At 70.5% G+C, this 25955-nt stretch carries 18 protein-coding genes and 1 riboswitch; of the genes, 6 read left to right on the top strand and 12 right to left on the bottom strand.

Annotation, left to right across the window (positions count from 1 at the left end):
- Positions 1-49 precede the first annotated feature (49 nt).
- Together M503_RS0114320 and ppa are read left to right on the top strand one after the other, a co-directional pair.
- Entirely contained in the window at positions 50-2077 is a 2028-nt protein-coding gene (locus M503_RS0114320; RefSeq protein ID WP_028918689.1) for a sodium-translocating pyrophosphatase, read from the top strand.
- Positions 2078-2267: 190 nt separating this feature from the next.
- Positions 2268-2801: an inorganic diphosphatase gene (ppa, locus tag M503_RS0114315; RefSeq protein ID WP_024867660.1), complete on the top strand. Its 534-nt coding sequence runs from the start codon at positions 2268-2270 to the stop codon at positions 2799-2801.
- Positions 2802-2878: 77 nt separating this feature from the next.
- Here ppa and M503_RS16930 read toward each other — a convergent pair whose 3' ends face one another.
- The 8 genes from M503_RS16930 to thiC form a co-directional block, all read right to left on the bottom strand.
- A complete protein-coding gene (locus tag M503_RS16930) occupies positions 2879-4792 on the bottom strand; it encodes a sulfotransferase (RefSeq protein WP_051414647.1) in 1914 nt (637 codons plus the stop codon).
- 85 nt (positions 4793-4877) lie between these two features.
- The gene (locus M503_RS0114300) at positions 4878-5564 is read right to left on the bottom strand and encodes an ion channel (protein ID WP_231472381.1); all 687 of its coding nucleotides are present in this window, start codon (positions 5562-5564) and stop codon (positions 4878-4880) included.
- On the bottom strand, positions 5565-5732 hold the full coding sequence (locus M503_RS17665) for a hypothetical protein (protein WP_197017239.1): 168 nt from the start codon (positions 5730-5732) through the stop codon (positions 5565-5567).
- A complete protein-coding gene (locus M503_RS0114290; RefSeq protein WP_028918691.1) occupies positions 5729-6310 on the bottom strand; it encodes a DUF4136 domain-containing protein in 582 nt (193 codons plus the stop codon). Before M503_RS0114290 ends, M503_RS17665 begins: the two co-directional genes overlap by 4 nt.
- A gap of 133 nt (positions 6311-6443) precedes the next feature.
- Positions 6444-9062: a TonB-dependent receptor plug domain-containing protein gene (locus M503_RS0114285; RefSeq protein ID WP_081721070.1), complete on the bottom strand. Its 2619-nt coding sequence runs from the start codon at positions 9060-9062 to the stop codon at positions 6444-6446.
- Between the two features lie 64 nt (positions 9063-9126).
- The gene (locus tag M503_RS16595) at positions 9127-10032 is read right to left on the bottom strand and encodes a helix-turn-helix transcriptional regulator (RefSeq protein ID WP_197017238.1); all 906 of its coding nucleotides are present in this window, start codon (positions 10030-10032) and stop codon (positions 9127-9129) included.
- 117 nt (positions 10033-10149) lie between these two features.
- Positions 10150-12357: a winged helix-turn-helix domain-containing protein gene (locus tag M503_RS16590; protein WP_197017237.1), complete on the bottom strand. Its 2208-nt coding sequence runs from the start codon at positions 12355-12357 to the stop codon at positions 10150-10152.
- Between the two features lie 440 nt (positions 12358-12797).
- A complete protein-coding gene (gene thiC, locus M503_RS0114270; RefSeq protein WP_028918693.1) occupies positions 12798-14675 on the bottom strand; it encodes a phosphomethylpyrimidine synthase ThiC in 1878 nt (625 codons plus the stop codon).
- 119 nt (positions 14676-14794) lie between these two features.
- Positions 14795-14901: riboswitch (TPP riboswitch) on the bottom strand.
- Between the two features lie 99 nt (positions 14902-15000).
- Between thiC and M503_RS0114265 the strand changes: the two genes are divergently transcribed.
- Positions 15001-16563, top strand: a complete 1563-nt coding sequence (locus M503_RS0114265; protein WP_028918694.1) for a BCCT family transporter — start codon at positions 15001-15003, stop codon at positions 16561-16563.
- Between the two features lie 9 nt (positions 16564-16572).
- Here M503_RS0114265 and M503_RS0114260 read toward each other — a convergent pair whose 3' ends face one another.
- The 4 genes from M503_RS0114260 to ilvD all read right to left on the bottom strand — a co-directional run bounded on the left by M503_RS0114260 (position 16573) and on the right by ilvD (position 22524).
- Positions 16573-17907 carry a glycoside hydrolase 5 family protein gene (locus M503_RS0114260; RefSeq protein WP_028928319.1) on the bottom strand — a complete coding sequence of 445 codons (1335 nt, stop codon included), beginning with the start codon at positions 17905-17907 and terminating at the stop codon, positions 16573-16575.
- A gap of 118 nt (positions 17908-18025) precedes the next feature.
- Positions 18026-19762: a gamma-glutamyltransferase gene (gene ggt / locus M503_RS0114255; protein ID WP_155952079.1), complete on the bottom strand. Its 1737-nt coding sequence runs from the start codon at positions 19760-19762 to the stop codon at positions 18026-18028.
- Between the two features lie 58 nt (positions 19763-19820).
- Positions 19821-20693 (bottom strand): phosphate/phosphite/phosphonate ABC transporter substrate-binding protein, encoded by an 873-nt coding sequence (locus tag M503_RS0114250; protein WP_081721069.1) that lies wholly within the window; start codon positions 20691-20693, stop codon positions 19821-19823.
- Positions 20683-22524, bottom strand: a complete 1842-nt coding sequence (gene ilvD, locus M503_RS0114245) for a dihydroxy-acid dehydratase (RefSeq protein WP_028918697.1) — start codon at positions 22522-22524, stop codon at positions 20683-20685. Before ilvD ends, M503_RS0114250 begins: the two co-directional genes overlap by 11 nt.
- A gap of 434 nt (positions 22525-22958) precedes the next feature.
- Here ilvD and ilvC point away from each other — a divergent pair, with 434 nt between their 5' ends.
- From ilvC to M503_RS0114230, 3 genes are read left to right on the top strand one after another with little or no spacing between them, the layout of a single operon-like run.
- The gene (gene ilvC / locus M503_RS0114240; protein WP_028918698.1) at positions 22959-23972 is read left to right on the top strand and encodes a ketol-acid reductoisomerase; all 1014 of its coding nucleotides are present in this window, start codon (positions 22959-22961) and stop codon (positions 23970-23972) included.
- On the top strand, positions 23969-25714 hold the full coding sequence (gene ilvG / locus M503_RS0114235) for an acetolactate synthase 2 catalytic subunit (RefSeq protein ID WP_028918699.1): 1746 nt from the start codon (positions 23969-23971) through the stop codon (positions 25712-25714). Before ilvC ends, ilvG begins: the two co-directional genes overlap by 4 nt.
- The gene (locus M503_RS0114230) at positions 25698-25955 is read left to right on the top strand and encodes an ACT domain-containing protein (protein ID WP_028918700.1); all 258 of its coding nucleotides are present in this window, start codon (positions 25698-25700) and stop codon (positions 25953-25955) included. The genes ilvG and M503_RS0114230 overlap by 17 nt, the downstream gene beginning before the upstream one ends.

Here is a 25955-nt window from a genome sequence, read left to right as displayed (position 1 = left end):
CCCATGTTCGTCCTCGCTGGACGGCATCCACCAACCTTGGGAGGGGTTCATGCTGGAACAATACGGCCTGGCGCTGGCTCTGCTCTGCGCTGTTCTCGCCATCCTCTACGGCATCGTGTCCGCACGCTGGATCCTCGCGCAGCCCGCGGGCAACGAACGCATGCAGCAGATCGCCGCCGCCATCCAGGAAGGCGCGCGCGCCTACCTCAACCGCCAGTACCTGACCATCGCCATCGCCGGCGTGGTGCTGTTCGTGCTGGTCGGCGTGTTCCTCAACTGGTACACGGCGATCGGCTTCGCCATCGGCGCGATCCTGTCCGGCGCCGCCGGCTACATCGGCATGAACGTGTCGGTGCGCGCCAACGTCCGCACCGCCGAGGCCGCGCGCCGCGGCCTGCGCCCGGCGATGGACGTGGCGTTCCGCGGCGGCGCGATCACCGGCATGCTGGTGGTCGGCCTGGGCCTGCTGGGCGTGGCCGGCTACTACTGGCTGCTGCAGAAGCTCGGGCTGAGCCAGGCCGACAACCTGCACGCGCTGGTCGGCCTGGCCTTCGGCTCCTCGCTGATCTCGATCTTCGCGCGCCTGGGCGGCGGCATCTTCACCAAGGGCGCCGACGTCGGCGCCGACCTGGTCGGCAAGGTCGAGGCCGGCATCCCCGAGGACGATCCGCGCAACCCGGCGGTGATCGCCGACAACGTCGGCGACAACGTCGGCGACTGCGCCGGCATGGCCGCCGACCTGTTCGAAACCTACGCGGTCACGGTGATCGCGACCATGCTGCTGGGCGGGCTGATGCTCGAGCAGGTGGGCGCCAACGCGGTGCTCTACCCGCTGGTGCTGGGCGGCGTGTCGATCGTCGCCTCGATCATCGGCGCGTTCTTCGTGCGCACCAAGGAAGGCGGTTCGATCATGGGCGCCCTGTACAAGGGCGTGATCGTGTCCGGCGTGCTGGCGGCGATCGCGTTCTGGCCGGTCACCACCGCGCTGATGGGCAACTCGCCGGTGGGCGCCTCGGCGCTGTACGGCTGCGCCCTGATCGGCCTGGTGCTCACCGGCCTGATCGTGTGGATCACCGAGTACTACACCGGCACCGACTATGCTCCGGTGCGCCACGTCGCGCAGGCCTCCACCACCGGCCACGGCACCAACATCATCGCCGGCCTCGGCGTCTCGATGAAATCGACCGCGCTGCCGGTGGTCGCGGTGTGCGCGGCGATCTGGGGCGCCCACGCGCTGGCGGGGCTGTACGGCATCGCCATCGCCGCCACCGCGATGCTGTCGATGGCCGGCATGATCGTGGCGCTGGACGCCTACGGCCCGATCACCGACAACGCCGGCGGCATCGCCGAGATGTCGGAACTGCCGCCGGACGTACGCAACGTCACCGACCCGCTCGACGCGGTCGGCAACACCACCAAGGCGGTGACCAAGGGCTACGCGATCGGTTCGGCCGCGCTGGCCGCGCTGGTCCTGTTCGCCGACTACACCCACAACCTGCAGGCCAGCAATCCGGGCCAGACCTTCGCCTTCGACCTGTCCGACCACTACGTGATCATCGGCCTGCTGATCGGCGGCCTGATCCCGTACCTGTTCGGCGCGATGGCGATGGAGGCGGTGGGCCGCGCCGCCGGCTCGGTGGTGGAGGAAGTGCGCCGCCAGTTCCGCGAGATCGCCGGGATCATGCAGGGCACCGGCAAGCCGCAGTACGACCGCGCGGTCGACATGCTGACGAAGTCGGCGATCAAGGAAATGATCCTGCCCTCGCTGCTGCCGGTGGTGGTGCCGGTGGTGGTCGGCCTGCTGCTGGGACCGAAGGCGCTGGGCGGGCTGCTGATCGGCACTATTGTTACTGGCCTGTTCGTGGCGATCTCGATGACCACCGGCGGCGGCGCCTGGGACAACGCCAAGAAGTACATCGAGGACGGCAACTTCGGCGGCAAGGGCTCGGAGGCGCACAAGGCCGCGGTCACCGGCGACACCGTCGGCGATCCCTACAAGGACACCGCCGGCCCGGCGATCAACCCGTTGATCAAGATCATCAACATCGTGGCCCTGCTGCTGGTGCCACTGCTGTAGGCCTGGCCGCCATGCCGGCGCCGGGCGCCCGCCGCCAGCATGGCCCAAGTCATTGATACTGCTGGAAACGAAGCCCCGGCCTGGCCGGGGCTTCGCGCTTCCGGGGGCACCCGCCAGGGGGTTTGTGCGGCGCAACAGGCAAGAGCGTAAAATAACCGCCCTATTTCCACCCTCAGTTACGGAGCAGCAGATGGGTCTCGACCAGGTCAATTCCGGGCGCAATCCGCCCGACGAAATCAACGTCGTCATCGAGATCCCGAAGGACTCCGAGCCGGTCAAGTACGAAGTGGACAAGGAAAGCGGCGCGATCTTCGTCGATCGCATCCTGTCCACGCCGATGCGCTACCCCTGCAACTACGGCTATGTGCCGAACACCCTGTGCGGCGACGGCGACCCGGCCGACGTGCTGGTGGTGCTGCCGCTGCCGCTGATCCCGGGCTCGGTGGTGCGTTGCCGCCCGGTCGGCGTGCTGAAGATGACCGACGAGGCCGGCAGCGACGAGAAGATCCTGGCCGTGCCGGTGGCCAAGGTGTTCAACGGCTACGCCCACGTCGAGGACATCAACCAGGTTTCCCCGCACTGGCTCGAGCGCATCGGCCACTTCTTCGAGCACTACAAGGACCTCGAGAAGGGCAAGTGGGTGAAGATCTCCGGCTGGGGCAACGCCGCCGAGGCCAAGCAGATCCTGGTCGAATCGATGAAGCGCGTGGCCGACAAGGCCTGATCGCGCGAAGCGGGTGCCGGCCCGGCCGGCCACCCGCCAGCACCGGACGGGGCGCCGCGATGGCGCCCCGTTGCTTTTCAGCGGGCGAACTTCGCCAGCAGCGCCTGCGCCCGCTCGGCCTGGGCTTCCCAGGCCGCACGGTTCGCCTCGATCCCCGCCTCGTGCCGCCGCCACTTCTGCGGATCCGGCGCGGTCAGGGTGTAGCGCGACAGCGGCAGCTGCGCGCCCAGGCGGCGGTCCCAGTCCAGCCCCGCCCACGCGCACAGGCGTTCCATCCGGCCCTGCGGGTCGGCGACGAAACCGGCGTGGTCGATCGCGATCCAGCTGTCGACCGGCAGCTCCATCAGGTCGTCGAGCAGGACCTGCACCGCGGACGCCCACTGTTTCGCCACCACCACTTCGAGCGGCTGGCCGCTGGTTTCGCGCCAGCCCGGCGTCAGCAGGAACGACCAGGTCGGCCCCTGCCAGCCCGGCAGCTGCGGGTACATGCGGAAATTGCCCGAGTTCCAGCCGTCGATCATGCTGCCCAGCACCTGCCGCGGATCGCGGTACAGGAAGACGAAGCGGGCCTCGGGGAACACCGCGCGCAGGAACGGGATGCGCAGCGCGTTCTTCGGCGTCTTCTCCAGCATCCGCACCGGCGCACCGCTGGGCGCGCGGCCTTCGCGGTCGCGCAGCGAACGGAAGAAGCGCTCGCGCAGCGCGGCGGCGACCTGCGGGGTGGCGTCGCCGGCGAGCAGGCGGTTGGATTCGTAGCCGCGGGCGGCTGGCGCCAGGCCCGGCACGCCCTCGATCAGCGCGTGGCTTTCGTCGCCCGGCGAGTACAGCCCCGGCGCCTGCGCCAGGGTTTCGAACAGCAGGGTCGAACCCGAGCGCGGCGGGCTGACGATGAACAGCGGCCGCTCGAACAGCGGATCGCTGCCGGCGCGGCGCACGGGCGCCTGCGCGGGCGCAGCCTCGACCGGTTCCGGCACCGCCATCGCGCCGGCGTGCACGCCTTCGCCACCGCCGTAGCCGTGGCGGTCCAGGCGCGATTCGTCTTCCTGGTCGGCCGGCGTCGCCAGGGCCATGCCGAGCACCTGCACGTGCAGCACCTGCAGGAAGCCCAGCTCGTTCTTCAGCCCCAGCTGGCCGGCACCGAGCGCTTCCAGCTCCGCGCCTACGCCGTCGAGCAGGCGGCGGTAGCGCGCCAGGCCTTCGCCACTGTCGCCAAATGCCGCCCACAGCGCCTGCCAGCGCCGCGAAAAACGCAGCAGCGCCTGCTGGATCGGCCCCAGCCGCGGATCCGGCACGGTCTCGCCGAGCAGGAACACGATGTGCTCGCGCAGCTCCCACGGCGACATCACCTTCGGCGCGTTGAAGGTCTCGAAATCCAGTACCGGCGCCGGCTTTCCCGGCTGCGGCGGCACCAGCCGTGGCTGCCATTCCGGGCCGCGCTGGCCCGGCGGCCGCGCCTGCGCCAGCAGGTCCCAGAAGCGCTCGCCGCCGACGGTGTCGGCGACCAGGTGGATGCGCGTCTCCTGGCCGGCGTTGAGCACGCGGTGGCGGCGCCAGGTATCGAAGATCCAGCATTCGCCGGCGCCCATGTTCACTTCGCCCTCGCCGCACTGGAAGCGCACGTCGGGCGTGGTCACGATCGGCACGTGCACGCGCATGTGCTCGCGCCAGTAGTAGTTGATGTCGACGTGGGCGCGGACCTCGGCCTGGCCGTTGAGGCGCATCAGCCGCGCGCGGCCCCAGGTCGCGCCGAGGGTCTCCAGCACCTGCATCATGTACGGGCACTGCTGCAGCGCCGGGGTCGGCCGCATCGGCCCGGACAGCTCGTCGCTGTCGGGATCGCCGTGGGTGGTGACCAGGGTCAGCGCGCTGTTGCCGTCGTCCTGCTGGGTACGCCCGCGCCACCAGCGCGGATCGACGGCGGCGACTTCGGCGGCCAGGGCGGCGGCGTCGAACTGGACGGGGAGCTGGAGAAACGGGACCTGCAGCTTCATCGGGACTCACGGCGCGAATGAGCGGTCGATTGTCCCGCACCCGCGGGGGAACCTGTAGTGCCGGTCGGCATGGCCGTTCAGGGGTTCAGGGACGCCGCTGCCCGTGGCGCAGGATACTCAGCCCGATCAGCCGCGACACCACCAGGGCGATGTACATCACCCCGGCGAACTGCGACAGCATCACCAGCGCGCGCGCGCCCGGCCGCACCGGCATGATGTCGCTCAGGCCCACGCCCGACAGCATGCTGAAGCTCAGCGAGAGCAGTTCGATCCAGCTGCGCTGGTATTCCGGGTGCACCGCGGCGACGAAGCTGCCCGGCCGCAGGATCTGGCAGACCGAGAAGGCGAAGGCGAACCCCCAGGCCAGCAGGGTGAAGGTCGCGCCGGCGGCGAACAACTCGTCGCTGGTGACCTCGTGGTCCTGCAGCATGTACGCGATCAGGCCGGCCGCGGTGTAGAAGTACAGCGCCCCCTCGAAGACATGGCCCAGGGCCAGCATCTGCGGATCCGCCCGCCACGCCGCCAGCAGCGAGAAGGTCGCACCCGGCAGGGCCAGGCACCAGGCGAGCCAGGCCACGGTGGGGCTGCGGCTGACCACCCACAGCGCCAGGGCCAGGACGATGGCGCCGAAGATGGTGACCAGGACGTTGCCCATCGGCATGCCGTCCAGGGCCGGATACAGCAGCAGCCCGCACAGCTGCACCAGCAGCAGCCATGCGGACGGATGCCGCCTGGCCAGCACCCACCAGCGCAGGTGCCAGAACCTCGCCACTCAGAGGTGGTAGACCAGCGCGTAGTAGACGACGTAGATCCAGCCGAGGATGCCGTGCACCAGCACCCACAGCAGGGACTTGTTCGCCGTCCAGGAAATGGTGATCGCCAGGGCCGTGCCGAAGCCGATCCCGGCGCGCACCACGCCGCCGCCGGATACCCGGCTCATGGCGCGATCCCGCCGCGGTACGGGTACTTCGCGAAGATCGCGGCCACTGCCGCGTCGACGTCTGCGGCGCGCTCCTGCGGCGTCTTGCGGGTCACGCGGCCGATCGCCGAGCCGGTCCACACCAGGTGGTTGCGCCGCGCGTCGACCAGGTCGACGGTCAGCGTGCCCTCGCGGTACTGGCGCACCTGGGTCTCGTCGTACCACACCGGCACCGCGACGTAGGTGCGGGCGCGGTAGCTGTAGAAGTACTGGTAGTCGGTGCGCGGCATCGTGTAGACGTCAGTCCGGTCCTGGACGATGCCCTGGAAGTTCACCCGCAGGTCCGGCGCCGCCGGGTCATAGATGTAGCCGCGGGCGTCCATCTCGCGGCGGACCGCCTCGCGGATGCGCTCGGTGGTGAAGCTGGTGTAGCCGTTGGCCTCCATCGCGATGGGCTCGTAGAAGGCCCAGCTGCGGTAGCGGCCGAAATCGGCTTGCGGGTCGGCGTCGGCGCGGATCGTGGGGCCACTGGCGCAGCCGGCCAGGAGCAGCAGCACGAACGCAAGCCAGGCCGTCGGCAGGATGCGGGAAAGACGCATGGTGGCCTCCGTGGCATGCAGTAGCGGCGAACGCTAGCACGGCCCGCGGCCGCCCGTCGTGAGCATGCGCAAGGCATGAAGAAACGGGGGGAGGCCGCCAGGCCTCCCCCCGTCACCGTACCGCGTCAGCGCATCAGAACGTCTGCGCGTAGCGGATGTACACCGTGCGGCCGTAGCCGTCGTAGAGGTTGAAGTTCCACGGACGGTTGCTGTAGCCGACCAGCTCCGGATAACGGTCGCCCGCGTTGACCACGCCCAAGGTGGCGGTGCCTTCCCACGGCAGCTTGTAGCTGGCCGACAGGTCGTGGGTGGTGTAGGTACCGATGCGGGTGCCCTCGCCGCCGGCGACGTAGCCGTAGGCCGGCGGCTTGGCCGGGTTCTCCTGCGAGCCGATCATGTTGATGTTCCAGCTCAGGCTCAGGTTGCCCTCGGTCCAGGTGTTGCGCAGGCTGGCGCGCATGTCCGGCGCGGTCACCCAGCCGAGGCGGTCGGTCACCTTGCTGCCGTCGGTGACGGTGAACTCCAGGACCTTGCCCACCTGCAGCCAGTGGTCGAAGCGGCCCCAGCCGGTGGCGAGGCGCACGCGCAGGTTCAGGTCCAGGCCACGGGTGTCCAGCGTGCCCTCGTTGGCGTAGGCGGTGACGATCTCGCTGATCGCGCCGTTGCTGCGGCGGGTCACCGAGGTGCCCGGCGGGAGCGCCACGCCGTTGTTGTCGAAGTTCACCAGCTCCTGGTACTCGATCTGGCGGATGCGGTCTTCGATCTGGATCCCGTAGTAGTCCAGGGTCATGTTCAGCCAGTCGGTCGCATCCCAGGCCAGGCCGATGCTGTACTGGCGCGAGTGCTCGGACTCCAGTTCCGGGTTGCCGGAGATGTAGCTGTCGACCTGGTAGGAGACGTCGCCGGCCTCCGGACCGTCGGCGATGCCGTCGTTGTTGGCGTCGCCGCCGCACTGTGCCGAGGTGTAGCCGATCGCCAGGCAGGTGCGGTAGTCGGAGACCTGCTCGGCGGAGAACGAACGCTTGGAGTGGATGTACGGCAGGGCCGGGGCGCGGAAGCCCTCGCCCGCCGAGGCGCGCAGGGTCAGGTTGTCCAGCGGCTGCCAGCGCAGCGAGACCTTCGGCGAGACGTCGCTGCCGTAGTCGCTGTAGCGGTCGTAGCGCGCGGCCAGGGTGAAGTCGAAGTTCGGCGCCAGCGGGAACAGCCATTCGGCGTAGGCCGCCTGGATCTCGCGCTTGCCGGCGGCCGAGTTGCCCGCCGAGCCGGCGACCACGCCGGCTTCCGACAGCGAGTCGAAGATGTCGGCGTAGTTCTCCTCGCGGTACTCGGCGCCGAAGGCGATCGCCGAGGTGCCGCCGCCCAGGTCGAACAGGTCCAGGGTGGCGGTCGCGTAGGCTTCGGCGATGTCGAACTTGCCGTCGCGGGTGGTGGTGGTGGTGATGCCCTTGATCACCTCCTCCGGGTTGCCGAACGGATCGAACAGGTTGTAGCGCCCGTCGGCCGCCGCGGCCTCGGCCAGCGGGGTGACGATGTAGCCGCGGCCGATCTGGTCGAAGTCGGCGTTGCTGCGGCGCAGGCCGAAGTCCACCTGCAGGCGGTCGCTCGCGCGCCAGCTGGCGCCGGCGTTGATGTCCAGCACGGTGTTGTCGACGAAGTCGTCGCGGTTGCCGGCGGCGGCGTAGCGGTGGTAGATGAAGGCGCCGCGGCCGTCGCCCTTGACCGGGTCGTTCGGCGTGCCCTCGGCCACGTACAGCACGCCCGGGGTCGGCGCGTAGCGGCCGAAGCTGCTGGCGTGGCTGTAGCTGGCGGTGGCGTACAGCGTCCAGTCCTCGTTGATCCGGTATTCGCCGCGCGCGAACAGCGAGCGGTTCTTCACCGAAGCCTCGTCGGCCTGCACCGAGTTGTAGTCGAACACGCAGTTGCCCTGGTTCATCCAGAAGCCCGGGTCGTTGCAGGCGTAGCCCGGCAGCGCGCCTCCAAACTCGCCCTCCTCGCCCGGCGCGGTGTCGCTCTCGAAATAGAAGTTGTTGCCGTACGGCGAGGCGCCGCGCACGTCGCCGCCGTGCTGGTCGCGGGTGAAGACCATGCCGCGCGAGTTGTAGGACGCGCCGAACAGCAGCGAGCCGCGGTCGGACGAGGTGCCGACCACCAGCGACGCTTCGTCGGTGTCGCCGCCCTTGATCGCGGTGTTGCCCTTGCCGATGCGCACTTCGGCGCCGTCGAAGTCCTTGCGCAGGATGATGTTGACCACGCCGCCGATGGCGTCGGAGCCGTACAGCGCCGAGGCGCCGTCGGACAGGATCTCGATGCGGTCGACCGCGGCCAGCGGGATGGTGTTGAGGTCGGCGCTGGTGCCGGTGGACGGCGCGTAGGGCGCGCGGCGGCCGTCGATCAGGACCAGGGTACGGTCGGAACCGAGGCCGCGCAGGTCGATGTCCGCGGTGGACTGGGCGGTGCTGCCCGAGCGCGGACGGAAGTTGCCGAAGGACGAGAAGGTGGTGTCGCGCAGCACGTCGGCCACCGAGACGTCGCCGCTGGCGTCGATTGCCGCGCGGTCGATGACGGTGACCGGCACCGCGCCCTCGATGTCGGCGCGCTTGAGGCGCGAGCCGGTGACCTGGATCCGGTCGAGGGTCTGCGGTTCGTCGGCAGCCGCCTCCTGGGCGACCGCGCTGCCCGCGGCGAGGGCGCAGGCGATGCCCAGCGGCAACGCCGCCCACTTCGATGCGGGGCGCGGATGATGCAACTTCATAAGGGATTCTCCAGTGACGTGAGAGATGGGCCGGATGGCAACAAGACGTTAAGGAGACGTGTGCTCAACCCGCTTGGCCGTGCATGTCCGCTGCGTTTGCCTGGAGTGGCGGCAGGACCCCTCCATGGATGCGGTACAGCGACGGCGGCAGCCCGAACTGCGCACGGAATGCGCGCGAGAAGCTGCAGTTGTTCTCGAAGCCGCAGGCCGCCCCGACCTCGCTGACGGCGAGGCGCCCGTCGCGCAGCAGCCGCGCCGCATGGGCCAGGCGCAGCCGCGTCGATGCCGCCTGCGGCGGCTCGCCATACACGGCCTGGAAGGTCTTGGTGAAGTACCAGACCGACATGCTGGCGCGCGCGGCCAGCTCGGAGCTGCGCACGGTGCGGTCGAGGTTGCCTTCCAGGTACTGCAGCGCGCCCTGCATGCGCGCGAACACCTGGCGGCGGCGGTGCAGCGAACGTCCGGGACAGCGGTCGACCTGCGCGCTGCAGTCTTCCTGCAGGCTGGCCAGGGCGCGCAGCAGGCGGGTGAGCAGGCGCGGCACGTCCGGGCCCTCCGCGGCGGCAGCCAGCCACAGCTGGCGCCACAGCCCCAGCACCATGCGCCGCGCCACCGGCGGGGCATGGCCCCGGCCTGGATACATCGGCGCGTAGGCCGACTGCTGCAGCTGCGCCTGCAATCCGCAGGACAGGGCCAGGCCGAGCACCAGCGCGCGCGAGCCGGCGCGCACCGACGGCAGCGAGTCGCGGTCCAGGTACAGCCATTCGCCGGTGCCGAGGGCGAAGCGGCCCTCGCGGCATTGCAGCTCGACCTCGCCGCGCAGCACCAGCCAGATGCTGGCGGCCGGCGCGGTCACCTCCAGCGTCGCGCCGCGCGCCAGCGTCGCCAGCAGCGGGCGCTCGCGCCAGCCGCGCGGCCAGTGCAGCTCCAGCGCCTGTCCGCGGTCACCGCACAGTGTCCTGATCTCCATGGCCATCTCCTCGGGGGAACATGGCCATCTGTTTGCCGCGCGGGGCCGCGGGAGACAGGAAACTGCGCCGAAATCTTTCCGATATTTATCTCGCCAGGCGTTCCGATCCCTTGCGGGTCAATCACTTGCACCGGCGGCGCCGGTGCCGCGCAACGGCTGCAGCGAAGCCCAGCCGACGTCGACGTTCTGCTCCAGCGGCAGCGACAGGTACACCCGCCGACCGGCTGCATCGACGCTGGTCGAGCCGGCGACCACGGTGTGCAGGCGCGACAGGCAGCGCACCGCGCCGTCGGCCTTGCCGCCGATCTCCGTCCACGCCGTCGCGCAACCGGGCGCCGGGCCGGTGGAGAAGATCCGTCCGCCGGCGATCGCCCATTCGCGGTACTGGTCCGGCACCGGCGTGGTCCGGCTCAGCTCGACCACCTTGCCCAGCGAGGGATCCGCGCACCACAGGCCGGCACGCGCCGGACGGGTGAAGCAGACGCGATCGCCGTCATGGTCGTACCGCGCCACCGCGACGTCGTCGAGGCTGGCCAGTTCGCGCCACTCCGGCAGCTGGTAGCGGACCAGGCGCATGCGTCCGCCGCCGCCGTCGACCCCGACCAGCAACTGGCCAGGCTCGGGCGGATACGCGGCGAACGCGGGCACGCCCGGCACCGGCAGCACCCGCACCGTGTCGAGGCCGACATCGACCTCGAACAGGCGGTCGCCGCCCTTGCCGGTGGCGCCAAGCACCAGCAGCCGGCGCCCGTCCGCCGACCACACCGGCGGATGCCGTGGCACCGGCACGATCCCGGGCACCGCCCGCAGCGTCTGCGGCTGGGCGATCTCCGCGATCCACAGCTGCGCCGCCAGGCTGCGGTCGGAGACGAAGGCCAGGGTGGCGCCGTCCGGCGAGATCGCCGGCATCATGTCCACGCCGCTGGAAGCGAATACCGGTTCGCCGTGGCCAGCCGTCTCCCCGGGTCCGTCCAGGTCGAAGGCATACAGTCCGCTGTGGAAGCGGTCGATCTCGAAGGTCATCGCCCATGCGCGATCGGCGATGCTGGGATGGATCGGATTGCCCTTGCCCAGCGGCGGCAGTCCGCTAATCGTGCCGTCGGCCAAGGTGAGCCGGTACAGCCGCGCCTCTTCCTTGATCAGGCTGAAGACCAGGCCGCTGCCATCCGGCAGCCAGTCCCAGCCGCGGATGTCGCCGTGCAGGCGGGTCAGCTGCCGCGGCGTGCCGCCAGCGGCCGGCATCAGCCACAGGTCGCCAAGCGAGGTGCCGCGACGGAAGCCGAGCCACTGCCCGTCCGGCGAATGCCGCGGCAGGGTGTCGATGCCGGCGCCTTCGTAGCGCAGCACGTCCCAGCGGCCGCTGGCCAGGTCGAGCCGGCGCAGCGGCGCGGACTGGTCCGTGCCGCCACTGCGTCCGCCCATCACCAGCGCGCGCCCATCCGGGGTCCAGTCGAACGCGGCGAAGTGGCCGTCCTCGCAGCGCCCGGCCTCGCGTTCGCTGCCACCGGTCGCGGCCACGACCATGATCCGGCAACCGCCTGCGCCGGTACGCACGAAGGCGATGCGTTGTCCGTCGGGCGACCAGGCCGGCAGCTGGTCGCCGGCGCCGGCGCCCGGGAAGGTCAGCTGGCGGGCGCTGGCGTCGGCCGGCGGCTGCAGGTAGAGCGCGTGCGGTCCATCGGGCTGCGCCTGGCGCGAGAACACGACCAGGGCGCCATCCGGCGACAGCGCCGGCGCGCGTTCGCGCATCGGCGTGGAGGCGATGGCCTGGTACTGCACCGCTGGCGACGCACCGGTCGGCGCCGCCGCCGCGGCCACGGGCACCGGGTTGCGCGCCTGCCAAAGGAACAGGCCGGCGGCGATCGGGACGATGGCGACCAGTGCCAGGACGAACGCGGGCGCGCGCGAGGCCCGGCGCGGCGCCTGCGGCGCGGGCACGGCAACCACCTCATGCGCCGGGGCGGCGGACGCTGCGGTTTCCTGTACGGCAGCCGCCGGCGGGCCGCACTCCGCCTCCGGTCCGACCCGGCGATGCGTGGCCAGCAACCGGTAGCCGCCCTTGGCGATGGTCTCGATGTAGCGCGGCGCCTCGCGGCTGTCCTCGAAGGCGCGGCGCAGCTGGGCCACGGCCTGGGTGAGCACGTCGTCGGTCGGCAGCGTGTTCGGCCAGACCTTCGCCAGCAGCTGCTCGCGGCTGACCACGCGGCCCTCGGCCTCGACCAGCGCGAGCAGGACCTGCAGCGACTTCAGTGTCAGCCGGACGGTCCCGCCATTGCCCGGTCGCGACACCACCCGCCGGGCGATGTCGATCTCGTGGTCTCCCACGCGCAGCCGACTGCCGTCCGTCGTCGCAGTGCCGCCCGGGGCGCCTTCCGCCTGCGCCACCATCCAAACCCCTGTGTTCCGGTCAGTGGAGCGTCCGGCGCTCCGCCGCCGCTCCGGTCGCGGGCGCGGCAGGTCATGCCGCGGGCCATCCCGCACGAAGCGAAGCCCGCACGCTACCCGTCGCTTCCTGGCCCGGCCATGTGCCTTTCGTACGGGGGCGTATCCGTGGCATACCCGGCGTTCATTCGCGACTCATGCGGCCCGCGCGCGCGGCCCGACCGGCTTCGCCAGGAACGGCAAAGCCGGCCAGCCATTACGGGATAACGGCATCCCCGCCGGTGCTTCCACACTGGCCCCGGCCGCATCGGATCTCTCTCCCCCGTGCGGCCGGTGGCCGGTGCCGCCCGCCTGGCCGCGGCAGAGGGAGCCGCGGCCAGGCTTCAACCGGCCTGGTAGACCTTCGCGCCCTGCTCGAGGAACTGCGCCGACTTCTCGGCCATGCCCTTCTCCAGCGCGGCCTGCTCGTCCACCCCGTGCTCGGCGGCGTAGTCGCGCACGTCCTGGGTGATCTTCATCGAGCAGAAGTGCGGGCCGCACATCGAGCAGAAGTGCGCCAGCTTGTGCGCTTCCTTCGGCAGGGTCTCGTCGTGGAACTCCTTGGCCTTCTCCGGATCCAGGCCGAGGTGGAACTGGTCCTCCCAGCGGAATTCGAACCTTGCCTTGGACAGGGCGTTGTCGCGCACCTGCGCGCCGGGATGGCCCTTGGCCAGGTCGGCGGCATGCGCTGCGATCCTGTAGGCCATGATCCCGTCGCGCACGTCCTGGCGGTTGGGCAGGCCCAGGTGTTCCTTCGGCGTCACGTAGCAGAGCATCGCCGTGCCGAACCAGCCGATCATCGCCGCGCCGATCGCGCTGGTGATGTGGTCGTAGCCGGGGGCGATGTCGGTGGTCAGCGGGCCCAGGGTGTAGAACGGCGCCTCGCCGCACTCGCGCAGCTGCTTGTCCATGTTCTCCTTGATCAGCTGCATCGGCACGTGGCCGGGGCCTTCGATCATGGTCTGGACGTCGTGCTTCCACGCGATCTTCGTCAGCTCACCCAGCGTCTCCAGCTCGCCGAACTGGGCCGCGTCGTTGGCGTCGGCGATGCAACCCGGGCGCAGGCCGTCGCCCAGCGAGAAGGCCACGTCGTAGGCCTTCATGATCTCGCAGATGTCCTCGAAGTGGGTGTAGAGGAAGTTCTCCCTGTGGTGCGCCAGGCACCACTTGGCCAGGATCGAGCCGCCGCGGGAAACAATCCCGGTGACGCGCTTTGCGGTCAGCGGCACGTAGCGCAGCAGCACGCCGGCATGGATGGTGAAGTAGTCGACGCCCTGCTCGGCCTGCTCGATCAGCGTGTCGCGGAAGATCTCCCAGGTCAGCTCCTCGGCGCGGCCGTCGACCTTCTCCAGTGCCTGGTAGATCGGCACCGTGCCAATGGGTACAGGCGAGTTGCGGATGATCCACTCGCGGGTCTCGTGGATGTGCTTGCCGGTGGACAGGTCCATCACCGTGTCGCCGCCCCAGCGGATCGCCCATACCAGCTTCTCCACCTCCTCGGCGATGCCGGAGGACACCGCGGAGTTGCCGATGTTGGCGTTGATCTTGGTGAGGAAGTTGCGGCCGATGATCATCGGCTCGCTTTCCGGATGGTTGATGTTGTTGGGCAGGATCGCGCGGCCGCGGGCGATCTCGTCGCGCACGAATTCGGGGGTGATGACCTTGGGGATGCTGGCGCCGAAGCTCTCGCCCGGATGCTGGGCGAGCAGGCCGGCGTCGCGCACCGCCTCCAGCCGCTGGTTCTCGCGGATGGCGACGAACTCCATCTCCGGGGTGATGATCCCGCGGCGCGCGTAGTGCATCTGGGTGACGTTGGCGCCGGCCTTGGCACGGCGCGGCAGGATGCGCCCGGGGAAGCGCACCGGCGCCAGCTTCGGGTCGTGCTCGCGGGCGCGGCCGAACTCCGAGGTCAGCCCGGGCAGCTGCTCGGTGTCGCCGCGCTCGGCGATCCACTGCGCGCGCAGCGCCGGCAGGCCGGCGGCCAGGTCGATGCGCGCATCCGGATCGGTGTACGGACCGGAAGTGTCGTAGACGGTGACCGGCGGGTTGTCCTCGCCGCCGAACACGGTCGGCGTTCGGGTCAGCGCGATCTCGCGCATCGGCACGCGGATGTCCGGGCGCGAGCCTTCGACGTGGATCTTGTGCGAGCCCGGGATGGGCCGCGTGACGGATTCGGAAAGCTGCGCGGTCTGCTGCAGCAGCGAGGCGGGAATGGCATTCATGCGGGTGTCCGTCCGGTAAGGGGCCACCGCACCATCGGGTGCGGTCCAGGACGACGCGCGGCCGCCCCATCGGGCAGGCCTTGCGAGTCGCCCGAAGCGGGCGGACACAGGACGGACGCATCCCGTCCTGCGAAGCTTCCCTACGCCGGTATCAACCGGATCAGGTTCCAAGGGACTGTCTCAACCGTCGACCCGTGCCGGCGCCGCGGTACCCCCGCTTCGGCGCCGATTAGACCACAGACCGCGTTCCGCTGCCGCCCGCGGCGACGGAGCGCCCACGGGGGCCGTTGCTAGACTGCCCGCCCGAGGCGCCCCCGGAGCCGGCATGGTCTTCCGCATCTCCTTCCTGGTCATCGTGCTGCTGGCCGCCGCGGCCGGCCTGGCGCCGGCGCGGTTCGCCGCGGTGGTCAGCGACCTGCTCGGCGGCATGCTTGCCAACACCGGCTGGCTCTACCTGCTGGTGGTCTTCGCCACCCTGCTGTTCATGCTGTACCTGGCGTTCGGAAGCATGGGCGAGCTGCGCATCGGCGGCGAGGATGCCGAGCCGCACTTCTCCGTGGGCAGCTGGCTGGCGATGCTGTTCGCCGCCGGCATGGGCATCGGCCTGGTGTTCTGGGGAGCGGCCGAGCCGCTGTCGCACTACTTCAACCCTCCGGAGGGCCTGGAGCCGCGGAGCATGGCCTCCGCGCGCGCGGCGATGCGCTACTCGTTCTTCCACTGGGGACTCCATCCCTGGGCCATCTACGCGCTGGTCGGGCTGGCGATGGCCTGGTTCCAGTACAACCGGCGCGGGCGCGGCCAGCTCAGCGACCTGCTGCAGCCCATCCTCGGCCGCCACCACCGCGGCTGGGCCGGCCACTGCGTGGACATCGCCGCGGTGGTCGCCACCGCCATCGGCGTGGCCACCACCCTCGGCTTTGGCGCGCTGCAGATCGTCGCCGGCCTGGCCACCGTGTTCGGCACCCCGTCCGGCACGACCATGCAGCTGGTGGTGATCGCCGTGGCCTTCGTGCTGTACATGGCGTCCTCGCTCAGCGGCGTGGAGCGCGGCATCAAATGGCTATCCAGCTTCAACCTGGCGCTGGCGGCGCTGCTCATGCTGCTGGTGCTCGCGCTTGGCCCGACCGCGTTCCTGTTCGACGTGTTCACCAACGCCCTCGGCGGCTACCTCGACCGGCTGGTCGGGATGAGCCTGCGCATGTCGCCGTTCTCCGGCAGCGCCTGGGTCAGCGACTGGACGATCTTCTACTGGGCGTGGTGGATCTCCTGGGCGCCGTTCGTGGGCACCTTCATCGCGCGCGTGTCCTACGGCCGCACCATCCGCGAGTTCGTGGTCGGCAGCGTGCTGGCCCCCAGCCTGCTGGGCTTCGCCTGGTTCGCGGTGTTCGGCGGCACGGCGCTGTGGCAGCAGCTGTTCGTGACCGACCTGCGGCCGGTGCTGGAAAGCGGCTACCAGAACGTGCTGTTCGCCCTGTTCGAGCAGCTGCCCGGCAGCACCCTGCTGAGCGGCGTGGCCGTCCTGCTGCTGGTGATCTTCTTCATCACCTCGGCCGATTCGGCGGTGCTGGTGCTGGCCAGCATGTCCAGCGAGCATGCCGGCGACCCGCCGCCGCTGCGCCGGCTCGCCTGGGGCGTGGCCATCGCCGTGGTCGCGGCGGCCCTGCTCCTGGCCGGCGGGCTCGACGCGCTGCAGGGGCTGGTCACGATCTCGGCGCTGCCGTTCGCGTTGCTGCTGGCGCTGGTGATCCTGGCCATGCACCGCACCCTCGCGCACGCACGCGAAGTGCGCCGCCGCCGCGCCCAGCAGCTGCGCCACGCGCTGGAACACTGGGTCTACGGCCCGCACCACACCCGCGGGCCTGCACCGCCGCCCTACTCGAAGGAATAGCCCGGCGGATCAGGGCAGCGCGCGGATCGCGCGGGCGTGGGCGGAGACCAGCCCGAGCGTCGAGCTGTCGCTGTCGAACAGCGAGAACAGGCCCTGCGCTTCCTGCGGGGGATCGCCGGTGAACGGGTCGCCGGCCTTCCACATCCAGTCGGGGTTGCTCGTACGGCCGCGCCCGCCCCAGGCCCAGAAGTTGGAGCCGGCGATGGCCTTGCCCTCGCCGGCGCGTTTCAGCAGGCGTTCGTAGACGGCGCGGTAGAAGCGGTCGCGCGCCTCCACGCCGGAGGCCGGATCGTAGGAACCGCCATCGCGGTTGAGGCCGAACTCCGACAGCACGATCGGCTTGCCTAGCTTCCCGGCCACCTCGATGTGGCGGTCGATGTAGTCGAGCGAGGTGGCCAGCCCGGATTCCAGCCGCGCCGCCGGGTCGCCGTGGTCGATCCAGCCCCAGTTCGACGGCCACAGGTGGAAGGTCAGGTAATCGACATTGGGCGTGGCGTGCGCCTGTGCGTACAGGTCCATGTCGCCCAGCGAACCCTTCTCGCCCTCGCTGCCGGTGCTGACCAGCTGCTTCGGCGCCAGCCGGCGGATGAAGCCGGCGGTGTCGTCGATCCAGGCGCGGTAGGCCTCGAAGTTCGCGCGACCGTCGCGGTCGCTGCCCGGGCGTGGCTCGTTGGCCAGCTGCCAGGACATCACCGTCGGATCGTCGATGTAGGCCACGCCGGTGACGGTACTGGTGCGGCCGACCACCTGGCGGATCGCATCGCGGTACCAGGCCTGCGCCTCGGCGATGCCATAGAAGCGCGCCGAGTTCTGCATGAAGCCGTCCCAGTCGCCGTTGGCGTCCGGATCCAGCACCGGTTCGCCGGTGGCCCAGGACACGTACTGCGACATGCCGCCGGACCACTGCCAGAAGTTGTTGAGGTAGAGCACCGCCTTCATGTCGCGGCGGGCCATCTCCGCCAGCAGGTAGTCCAGGCCCTGCAGCAGCTGTTGGTCGTACTTCCCTGGCTCGGCCATGATCGCCGGGCTGACCCCGCGCCTGAAGCCGCTGGCCTCGGACATGGCCAGGACGCGCAGGTTGTCGATGCCGGCGGCCTTGAGCTGGTCCAGTTCGGCGCGCAGGCGTTCGCGGTCGCCGAGGTCGCCAGGCGCGCCGAGATAGGCGCCGTACCAGAAGTTGGCGCCGGCGAAGCGGTAGGGCCTGCCGTCCAGCACGAAGCGCGTGCCTTCGACCTGCACGAATCCCGATTGTCCCGCCGCCGGCGCGGCCAGCGGCAGCAACGACAGCAGGCACCACAGCACGAGCCGGAGGGGGCCGGCGAAGAAGCTTCCAGGCATGCGCATGCGTACGACTCCCGGCGGGTGGCCCGCGACCCTGCGGGCCGGCCGACCTTACACGCTGCGGCGCGCATGTGCAGCGCGCATACCTCCTATGCCCGCGGCGCCGCGGCGCACCGGCGGCTCAGTAACCGGCCGCGTGCCCGTCCTTGCGGCTTTCCGAGGCGCCGTAATAGACGCCGCTGCCAGGGTCGCGGTGGATCGCCTGGTAACCGCCGTACGGCCCGTCGGCGAAGATGATGCGGTGGCCCTTGCGCATCAGCGCGCGCACGGTCTCGTAGGGGAAGCCGGTCTCCAGGTTGACCTCGCCGCCATCGGACATCGCCGTGCCCTGCCCGGTCGGCTCGGTCGAGCCCTCGTGCTGGATGCGTGGCGCGTCGCCGGCCTCCTGCAGGTTCATGCCGAAGTCGACCAGGTTCATCACGATCTGCACGTGGCCCTGCGGCTGCATCGCCCCGCCCATCACGCCGAAGCTCGCCCACGGCTTGCCGTCCTTCGTGATGAAGGCCGGGATGATGGTCTGGAAGGGACGCTTGCCCGGCGCGTAGCAGTTCGGATGCCGCGGCTCGGCATCGCAGCCGGCCAGCACGAACATCTCGCCGCGGTCCTGCAGGATGAAGCCCAGCCCGGTCGGCGCCATGCCGCTGCCCATGCCGCGGTAGTTGGACTGGATCAGCGAGACCATCATGCCGTCGGCGTCGGCGGTGGTCAGGTAGATGGTGTCGCCCTCCTCCAGCTGCTTCGGCGTGCCCGGCTGCGCCTCGCGCAGGGCCTTGTCCATCGAGATCAGCTGGCGGCGCTGGGCGGCGTATTCCTTGGACACCAGCTTCGCCACCGGTGCCGGCTGGAACGCCGGGTCGGCGTAGAAGCGCGCGCGGTCGGCGAAGGCCAGCTTCTTGGCCTCGACGAACAGGTGCACGTGCTCGGGCGAACCGAAGGCGATCTTCGAGAAGTCGTAGCCTTCGAGGATGTTGAGCATCTGCAGCGCGGCGATGCCCTGGCTGTTCGGCGGCAGCTCCCACACGTCATAGCCGCGGTAGTTCGTCGAGACCGGCTCGACCCATTCGCCCTGGTGCGCGGCCAGGTCCTCGTAGGACAGGAAGCCGCCGTTGGCCTTGAAGTAGGCATCGATGGTGCGGGCGATCGCGCCCTTGTAGAACGCGTCGCGACCGCCGTCGGCGATCGTCTGCAGGGTGTCGGCCAGGTTCGGGTTCTTCCACAGCTCGCCCTTGCGCGGGGCGCGGCCGTCGATGGTGAACTGCTCCTTGAATCCCGGGAACTGCGACAGCCGCGGCACCGAGCGGTCCCAGTAGTAGGCGATCACCTCGTGTACCGGATGGCCTTCGCGGGCGTAGCGGATCGCCGGCGCCAGGTTGTCGGCCATCGGCAGGCGGCCGAAGCGGCCGTGCAGCGCGAACCAGCCGTCGACCGCGCCGGGCACCGACACCGGCAGCGGGCCCAGCGGCGGGATGTCCTTGAGGCCGCGGCGCTGGAACTCCTCCAGGGTCAGCGACTTCGGCGAGCGGCCGGAGCCGTTGTAGCCGTAAAGCTTCTTAGTCTTCGGATCCCACACGATCGCGAACAGGTCGCCGCCGATGCCATTGCCGGTCGGTTCCATCAGGCCGAGCGCGGCATTGGCGGCGATCGCCGCGTCCACCGCCGAGCCGCCCTGCTTCATCACGTCCAGGGCGATCTGCGTGGCGAGCGGATGCGAGGTGGCCGCCATCGCATGCGGCGCGATCACTTCCGAGCGGGTGGCGAACAGTTCGCCGGTGATGCGGTCGGCGGCGCCGGCGGCCAGCGGCAGCAGCGCGGCGCAGAGGACGGAGGTTCGGAGCAGCGAGGATCGAAGCAGGGACATGCCGGTGCACCATTGCGGGATCGGCCGAAGATAGACGATCCCGCCGCGCCGGTCGCGCCTAGTCGATGGCCAGGTCCTGCAGCGGCGGCGCGACCGTGAATGCGGTCGCATCGCCGAACTCCGGCCAACCCGCGCGCAGCGCGGCCATCACCGCCGGAGCCTGGCTGTGCGCCTGCAGCAGCCACCCGGCGACCTGCCCGCAGTCCACCGCGGCCGAGGCGCGGCACAGCAGCGGCCCGGGCGGAATGGGCCCGGAACGCCACAGTTCGTGCACGCCTTCGGGCGGCGCGGCGTCGTAGACATCGGCCGCCAGCGCGGCCACATCGGCCCGGCCCTCGGCTACCGCCTGCAGCGCCGCGGCATGCGAGCCGGCGTAGTCGAGCGCGGCGAAGCCGGTGCGCGGATCCAGTCCCAGGTCACGGAGCGCCGCCATCGGGACGAAACCACCGGACGCCGAATCCGCGCCAACCAGCGCCAGGCGCAGGTCGCGCGCGCGTTCCGGCAGATCCGCGAGCGTGGTGGCGCCATCGCGCGCCACCAGCACCGCGCGGTAACGGTCGGCCTGCACCGGCGGCACGTCGGGCACCGGCAGCGCGACGATGGCACCCTCGCCCGCCCGCGCCTGCAGGTAGCCGTGCAGGTTGGGCACGGCCACGTCCACCTCGCCGGCGCGCAGCGCTTCCACCAGGGCGGTGGGCGACGGCAGGATCCTGACCTGCACCGCATGGCCGGAACGGCGCGCGAGGTAATCGGCCAGCGGCTGCACCGCCGCGGCACGGTCGCGCTGCGGATAGGCGTAGGTGGCCACGACCCATGGCGCGCCGCCATTGCCGTCGCCCGGCGCACTTGCCCCGGCCCCGGTCCACGCCAGCGCCAGCGTCAATGCAGCCAGTGCGGCGCCGCCAATGCGGCGCAGGCGATCAGGCGCCATCCAGCAGCGCCCGGTCGCGTACCGCGCCCTTGTCGGCGCTGGTCGCCAGCAGCGCGTAGGCCTTCAGCGCGGTGCTGACCTTGCGCGCGCGCGGCTGCGCCGGCTTCCAGCCCCTGGCGTCCTGTTCGGCGCGACGCGCGGCGAGCTCTTCGTCCGGGACCAGCAGGTCGATGGTGCGCGCGGGGATGTCGATGCGGATGCGGTCGCCGTCGCGCACCAGGCCGATCGCGCCACCGGCCGCCGCTTCCGGCGAGGCGTGGCCGATCGACAGGCCCGAGGTACCGCCGGAGAAACGGCCGTCGGTGAGCAGCGCACACTGCTTGCCCAGCCCCTTCGACTTCAGGTAGCTGGTCGGATACAGCATCTCCTGCATGCCCGGGCCGCCCTTGGGGCCTTCGTAGCGGATCACAACCACCTCGCCCGGCTGCACCTCGTCGCCGAGGATGCCCTTCACCGCCGCGTCCTGGCTTTCGTAGACCCGAGCCGGGCCCTCGAACACCAGGATCGATTCGTCGACGCCGGCGGTCTTCACCACGCAGCCGTCGACGGCGATGTTGCCGTGGAGCACGGCCAGGCCACCCTCCCTGGAGAAGGCGTGGTCGACGTCGCGGATGCAGCCCCCGGCGCGGTCGATGTCCAGCGACGGCCAGCGCGTGGCCTGGCTGAAGGCGACCTGGGTCGGGATGCCGGCCGGGCCGGCCTTGAAGAAAGTGTGCACCGCCTCGTCAGCGGTGGCGGCCACGTCCCAGCGCGCCAGCGCATCGCCGAGGGTCTTCGAATGCACGGTCGGCACACTGGTGTCGATCAGCCCGCCGCGCGCCAGTTCGCCGAGGATCGCCATGATCCCGCCGGCGCGGTGCACATCCTCGATGTGGTACTTCTGCGTGTTCGGCGCGACCTTGCACAGCTGCGGCACGCGCCGCGACAGGCGATCGATGTCGCGCAGGGTGAACGGCACCTCCGCCTCCTGGGCCGCGGCCAGCAGGTGCAGGATGGTGTTGGTCGAGCCGCCCATGGCGATGTCCAGCGCCATCGCGTTCTCGAACGCGGCGAAGCTGGCGATGCCGCGCGGCAGCGCGCTCTCGTCGCCGGCGCCGTACCAGCGGTGGCACAGCTCCACCGCGGTCACGCCGGCGCGCTTGAACAGCGCCTCGCGGTCCGCATGCGTGGCCAGCACCGTGCCGTTGCCCGGCAGCGACAGGCCCAGCGCCTCGGTCAGGCAGTTCATCGAGTTGGCGGTGAACATGCCCGAGCACGAGCCGCAGGTCGGGCAGGCGCTGCGTTCCACCGCGGCGACCTGTTCATCCGAGGCCCTCGGATCGGCGGCCATCACCATCGCGTCGATCAGGTCGAGCTTGTGGTCGGCCAGGCGCGTCTTGCCCGCCTCCATCGGTCCGCCGGAGACGAACACGGTGGGGATGTTGAGCCGCAGCGCGGCCATCAGCATGCCCGGGGTGATCTTGTCGCAGTTGGAGATGCACACCAGCGCGTCGGCGCAGTGCGCGTTGACCATGTACTCCACCGCGTCGGCGATCAGCTCGCGGCTGGGCAGCGAATACAGCATGCCGTCGTGGCCCATCGCGATGCCGTCGTCCACGGCGATCGTGTTGAACTCCTTGGCGACGCCGCCGACGCGTTCGATCTCGCGCGCCACCAGCTGGCCGAGGTCCTTGAGGTGGACGTGGCCGGGCACGAACTGGGTGAACGAGTTGGCGATGGCGATGATCGGCTTCTGGAAGTCGCCATCCTGCATGCCGGTGGCGCGCCACAGCGCGCGGGCCCCGGCCATGTTGCGACCGTGGGTGGAGGTCCTGGAGCGGTATTCGGGCATCGGGCGAAGGCTGGATGGGCGGCGCCTGCAGCGCCGTGGGACATGGAAGGAAGGCCGCGGAACGGGACTCCGCATGCACCTGGATTGTGCTGCGTTTCCACGGTTGCAGGTGCAACAGTAGAGCGGCCGGAACAGTTACTTGACAAGCCGCAAAGTCGCGTGCTTCCCTAGGCCCATGCTGCACCGCCACACGCCACCGGCCAACGTCCAGAACGCGAACTCCGCGTCGGTCCTTGTCCTCGTCCTTATTAGCTCGCCAACAGGTGCGGGACGAACCGGCGTGTAAGCAGAAAAGACGCCAGATTCCGAAAACCCCGCACCGAAAGGCGCGGGGTTTTTTGTTTCAGGGCCCGGCGGAAGCTAACAGCAGAAACGAATTGATTGCGGCACATTCCAACCCCTTCACCACACCGCTACCGCACAGGACCACACCCATGACCAGCAGCACCTCTCCCAAGATCGCGATCGTCGGCTACGGCAGCCAGGGCCGCGCGCATGCGCTGAACCTGCGCGACTCCGGCTTCGACGTGACCGTCGGCCTGCGTCCGGGCGGCCCGACCGAAGCGAAGGCGCAGGCCGACGGCTTCGTGGTCAAGTCGCCTGCCGAGGCGGTGAAGGACGCCGACCTGGTCGCGGTGCTGACCCCCGACATGGTCCAGAAGAAGCTCTACGCCGAAGTGCTGGAGCCGAACATGAAGCAGGGCGCGGTGCTGCTGTTCGCGCACGGCCTCAACGTCCACTTCGGCATGATCGCCCCGCGCGAGGACCTGGACGTGGTCCTGGTCGCGCCGAAGGGCCCGGGCGCGCTGGTCCGCCGCGAGTACGAGATCGGTCGCGGCGTGCCGTGCATCTACGCCGTCTACCAGGACAGGTCCGGCAAGGCCGAGCAGTACGCGCTGGACTACGCCGCCGGCCTGGGTGGCGCCCGCGCCAACGTCATCAGGACCACCTTCAAGGAAGAGACCGAGACCGACCTGTTCGGCGAGCAGGCCGTGCTGTGCGGCGGCGCCTCCTCGCTGGTCCAGGCTGGTTTCGAGACCCTGGTGGAAGCCGGCTACCAGCCGGAGATCGCCTACTACGAGGTCCTGCACGAGCTGAAGCTGATCGTCGACCTGTTCTACGAAGGCGGCATCACCCGCATGCTCGAGTTCATCTCCGAGACCGCGCAGTACGGCGACTTCGTCAGCGGCCCGCGGATCATCGACGCCTCGGTCAAGGCACGCATGAAGGACGTGCTCAAGGACATCCAGGACGGCACCTTCACCAAGAACTGGGTGGCCGAGTACGAAGCCGGCCTGCCGAACTACAAGCGCTTCCAGCAGGCCGACAAGGACCACCCGATCGAGAAGGTCGGCAAGGAGCTGCGCGCGAAGATGGTCTGGCTGCAGGCCGGCGCGGCGCAGCCGGATACCGACGACGCCGACGCGCAGAGGACCGCAGCCGCATGAACGCCACCTCCCCCACAGCGGCGGCCGGGCTGCGCAATGGCGCGGCCTGGGTCGCGCACGCGCTGGAAGCCGAGGGGGTGGATACGATCTTCGGCTATCCGGGCGGCGCGATCATGCCGTTCTACGATGCGCTGGTGGACTCGGGACTGCGCCACATCCTGGTCCGCCATGAACAGGGCGCGGCGCTGGCCGCCAATGGTTATGCCCGCGCCAGCGGCAAGGTCGGCGTGTGCGTGGCCACCTCCGGCCCGGGCGCGTCGAACCTGGTGACCGGCATCGCCGACGCGATGCTGGATTCGGTGCCGATGGTCTGCATCACCGGCCAGGTGCCCACCAGCCTGCTGGGCACCGACGCCTTCCAGGAGCTGGACGTGTTCGGCATGACCATGCCGATCGTCAAGCACAGCTTCCTGGTGCGGAAGGTCGACGACCTGCCGCACGTGCTGGCCGAGGCTTTCCGCCTGGCCCGCGAGGGCCGGCCCGGCCCGGTGCTGGTCGACCTGCCGAAGGACGTGCAGGTCGGTCCGGCGGCGCACCTGCCGGCACACGTGCCGGCGGTGGTCGAACGCGAGCCAGCGCCGGCCGACGCGGCGCTGGCCGAGGCCATCGCCGCGATTGCCGGCGCCGAGAAGCCGGTGGTCTACGGCGGCGGCGGCATCGCCCTGGCCGATGCGGTGGACGAGTTCCGCCAGTTCGTGGAGGCCAGCGGCATCCCCACCGTGCTGACCCTGCGCGGCCTGGGCGCGCTGCCGGGCAACCACCCGCAGTTCCTGGGCATGCTGGGCATGCACGGCAGCCGCGCGGCGAACATCGCCGTGCAGGAGTCGGACCTGCTGGTGGTGGTCGGCGCGCGCTTCGATGACCGCGCCACCGGCAAGCTGGCCGAGTTCGCGCCGTTCGCCCGGGTCGTCCACCTGGACGCCGACGCCTACGAGATCTCCAAGCTGCGCACCGCCGACATCGCCCTGCCCGGCGACGTCCGCGCCGGCCTGCGTGCGCTGGCCGCCGCCGCGCGCAGCTATTCGACCAACCACGCGCAGAGCGACTGGCGCCAGCGTTGCGCCAAGAACCGCGAACGCCACGCCGCCCGCTACGACGCGCCCGGCCAGGACATCTACGCGCCGGCGCTGCTGAAGCGGGTCAGCGAGCTGGCCCCGGACGCGGTGGTCGCCTGCGACGTCGGCCAGCACCAGATGTGGGTGGCGCAGCACTGCCGCTTCAGCCATCCGCGCAACCACCTGACCTCCGGCGCGCTGGGCACGATGGGCTTCGGCCTGCCGGCGGCGATGGGCGCGCAGTTCGCCTGCCCGGACCGCCCGGTGGTGATGGTCTCCGGCGACGGCAGCTTCATGATGAACGTGCAGGAGCTGGTCACCGTGGCCCGCTGCCAGCTGCCGATCAAGATGATCCTGCTGGACAACAGCTCGCTGGGCATGGTCCGGCAATGGCAGGAGCTGTTCTTCGACAAGCGCTACAGCGAGATCGACCTGTCCGACAACCCGGACTTCGCCGCCCTGGCGCGGGTGTGCGGCATTCCCGCCACCGCGATCACCCAGCGCGGCGAGGTCGAGGACGCGCTGGCCGCGCTGCTGGCCGCGCCGGGCCCCGGCCTGCTGCACGTGAAGATCGATGCGCGCGCCAACGTCTGGCCGCTGGTGCCGCCGAACACGGCCAACAGCCAGATGCTGGAGTCCAACCCCAACGAACAGAAGGCGGAGTCCGCGCATGCGTTACCGGCTTGACCTGGTGCTGAAGCCCGTCGAGGGCGCGCTGGTCCGGGTGATCGGGATGACCGAGCGCCGCGGATTCGCGCCGCGGCACATCAGCGGCGGCGCCGACGCCGGCGACGGCCGCTGGCGCCTGCAGCTGGTCGTCGACGGCAGCCGCCCGGCGGAAACGCTGAAGCGCCAGCTGCAGAAGGTCTACGACTGCGAGTCGGTCGAGATCGCGCCGCTGGAAACCGGCGCGCAGGAGGCGGCGTGA

The organism is Pseudoxanthomonas suwonensis J47 (assembly GCF_000513955.1).
Taxonomy (GTDB): domain Bacteria; phylum Pseudomonadota; class Gammaproteobacteria; order Xanthomonadales; family Xanthomonadaceae; genus Pseudoxanthomonas; species Pseudoxanthomonas suwonensis_C.
The sequence above is the reverse complement of the archived record's forward strand: the minus strand, read 5'-3'. Positions and strand labels throughout refer to the sequence as shown.

Excerpts from the sequence above, each read along its gene's own strand:
- M503_RS0114320 (WP_028918689.1), top strand. The coding sequence starts at position 50 with ATGCTGGAACAATACGGCCTGGCGCTGGCTCTGCTCTGCGCTGTTCTC.
- ppa (WP_024867660.1), top strand. The coding sequence starts at position 2,268 with ATGGGTCTCGACCAGGTCAATTCCGGGCGCAATCCGCCCGACGAAATC.
- M503_RS16930 (WP_051414647.1), bottom strand. The coding sequence starts at position 4,792 with ATGAAGCTGCAGGTCCCGTTTCTCCAGCTCCCCGTCCAGTTCGACGCC.
- M503_RS17665 (WP_197017239.1), bottom strand. The coding sequence starts at position 5,732 with ATGAGCCGGGTATCCGGCGGCGGCGTGGTGCGCGCCGGGATCGGCTTC.
- M503_RS0114290 (WP_028918691.1), bottom strand. The coding sequence starts at position 6,310 with ATGCGTCTTTCCCGCATCCTGCCGACGGCCTGGCTTGCGTTCGTGCTG.
- M503_RS0114285 (WP_081721070.1), bottom strand. The coding sequence starts at position 9,062 with ATGAAGTTGCATCATCCGCGCCCCGCATCGAAGTGGGCGGCGTTGCCG.
- M503_RS16595 (WP_197017238.1), bottom strand. The coding sequence starts at position 10,032 with ATGGAGATCAGGACACTGTGCGGTGACCGCGGACAGGCGCTGGAGCTG.
- thiC (WP_028918693.1), bottom strand. The coding sequence starts at position 14,675 with ATGAATGCCATTCCCGCCTCGCTGCTGCAGCAGACCGCGCAGCTTTCC.
- M503_RS0114265 (WP_028918694.1), top strand. The coding sequence starts at position 15,001 with ATGGTCTTCCGCATCTCCTTCCTGGTCATCGTGCTGCTGGCCGCCGCG.
- M503_RS0114260 (WP_028928319.1), bottom strand. The coding sequence starts at position 17,907 with ATGCGCATGCCTGGAAGCTTCTTCGCCGGCCCCCTCCGGCTCGTGCTG.
- ggt (WP_155952079.1), bottom strand. The coding sequence starts at position 19,762 with ATGTCCCTGCTTCGATCCTCGCTGCTCCGAACCTCCGTCCTCTGCGCC.
- M503_RS0114250 (WP_081721069.1), bottom strand. The coding sequence starts at position 20,693 with ATGGCGCCTGATCGCCTGCGCCGCATTGGCGGCGCCGCACTGGCTGCA.
- ilvD (WP_028918697.1), bottom strand. The coding sequence starts at position 22,524 with ATGCCCGAATACCGCTCCAGGACCTCCACCCACGGTCGCAACATGGCC.
- ilvC (WP_028918698.1), top strand. The coding sequence starts at position 22,959 with ATGACCAGCAGCACCTCTCCCAAGATCGCGATCGTCGGCTACGGCAGC.
- ilvG (WP_028918699.1), top strand. The coding sequence starts at position 23,969 with ATGAACGCCACCTCCCCCACAGCGGCGGCCGGGCTGCGCAATGGCGCG.
- M503_RS0114230 (WP_028918700.1), top strand. The coding sequence starts at position 25,698 with ATGCGTTACCGGCTTGACCTGGTGCTGAAGCCCGTCGAGGGCGCGCTG.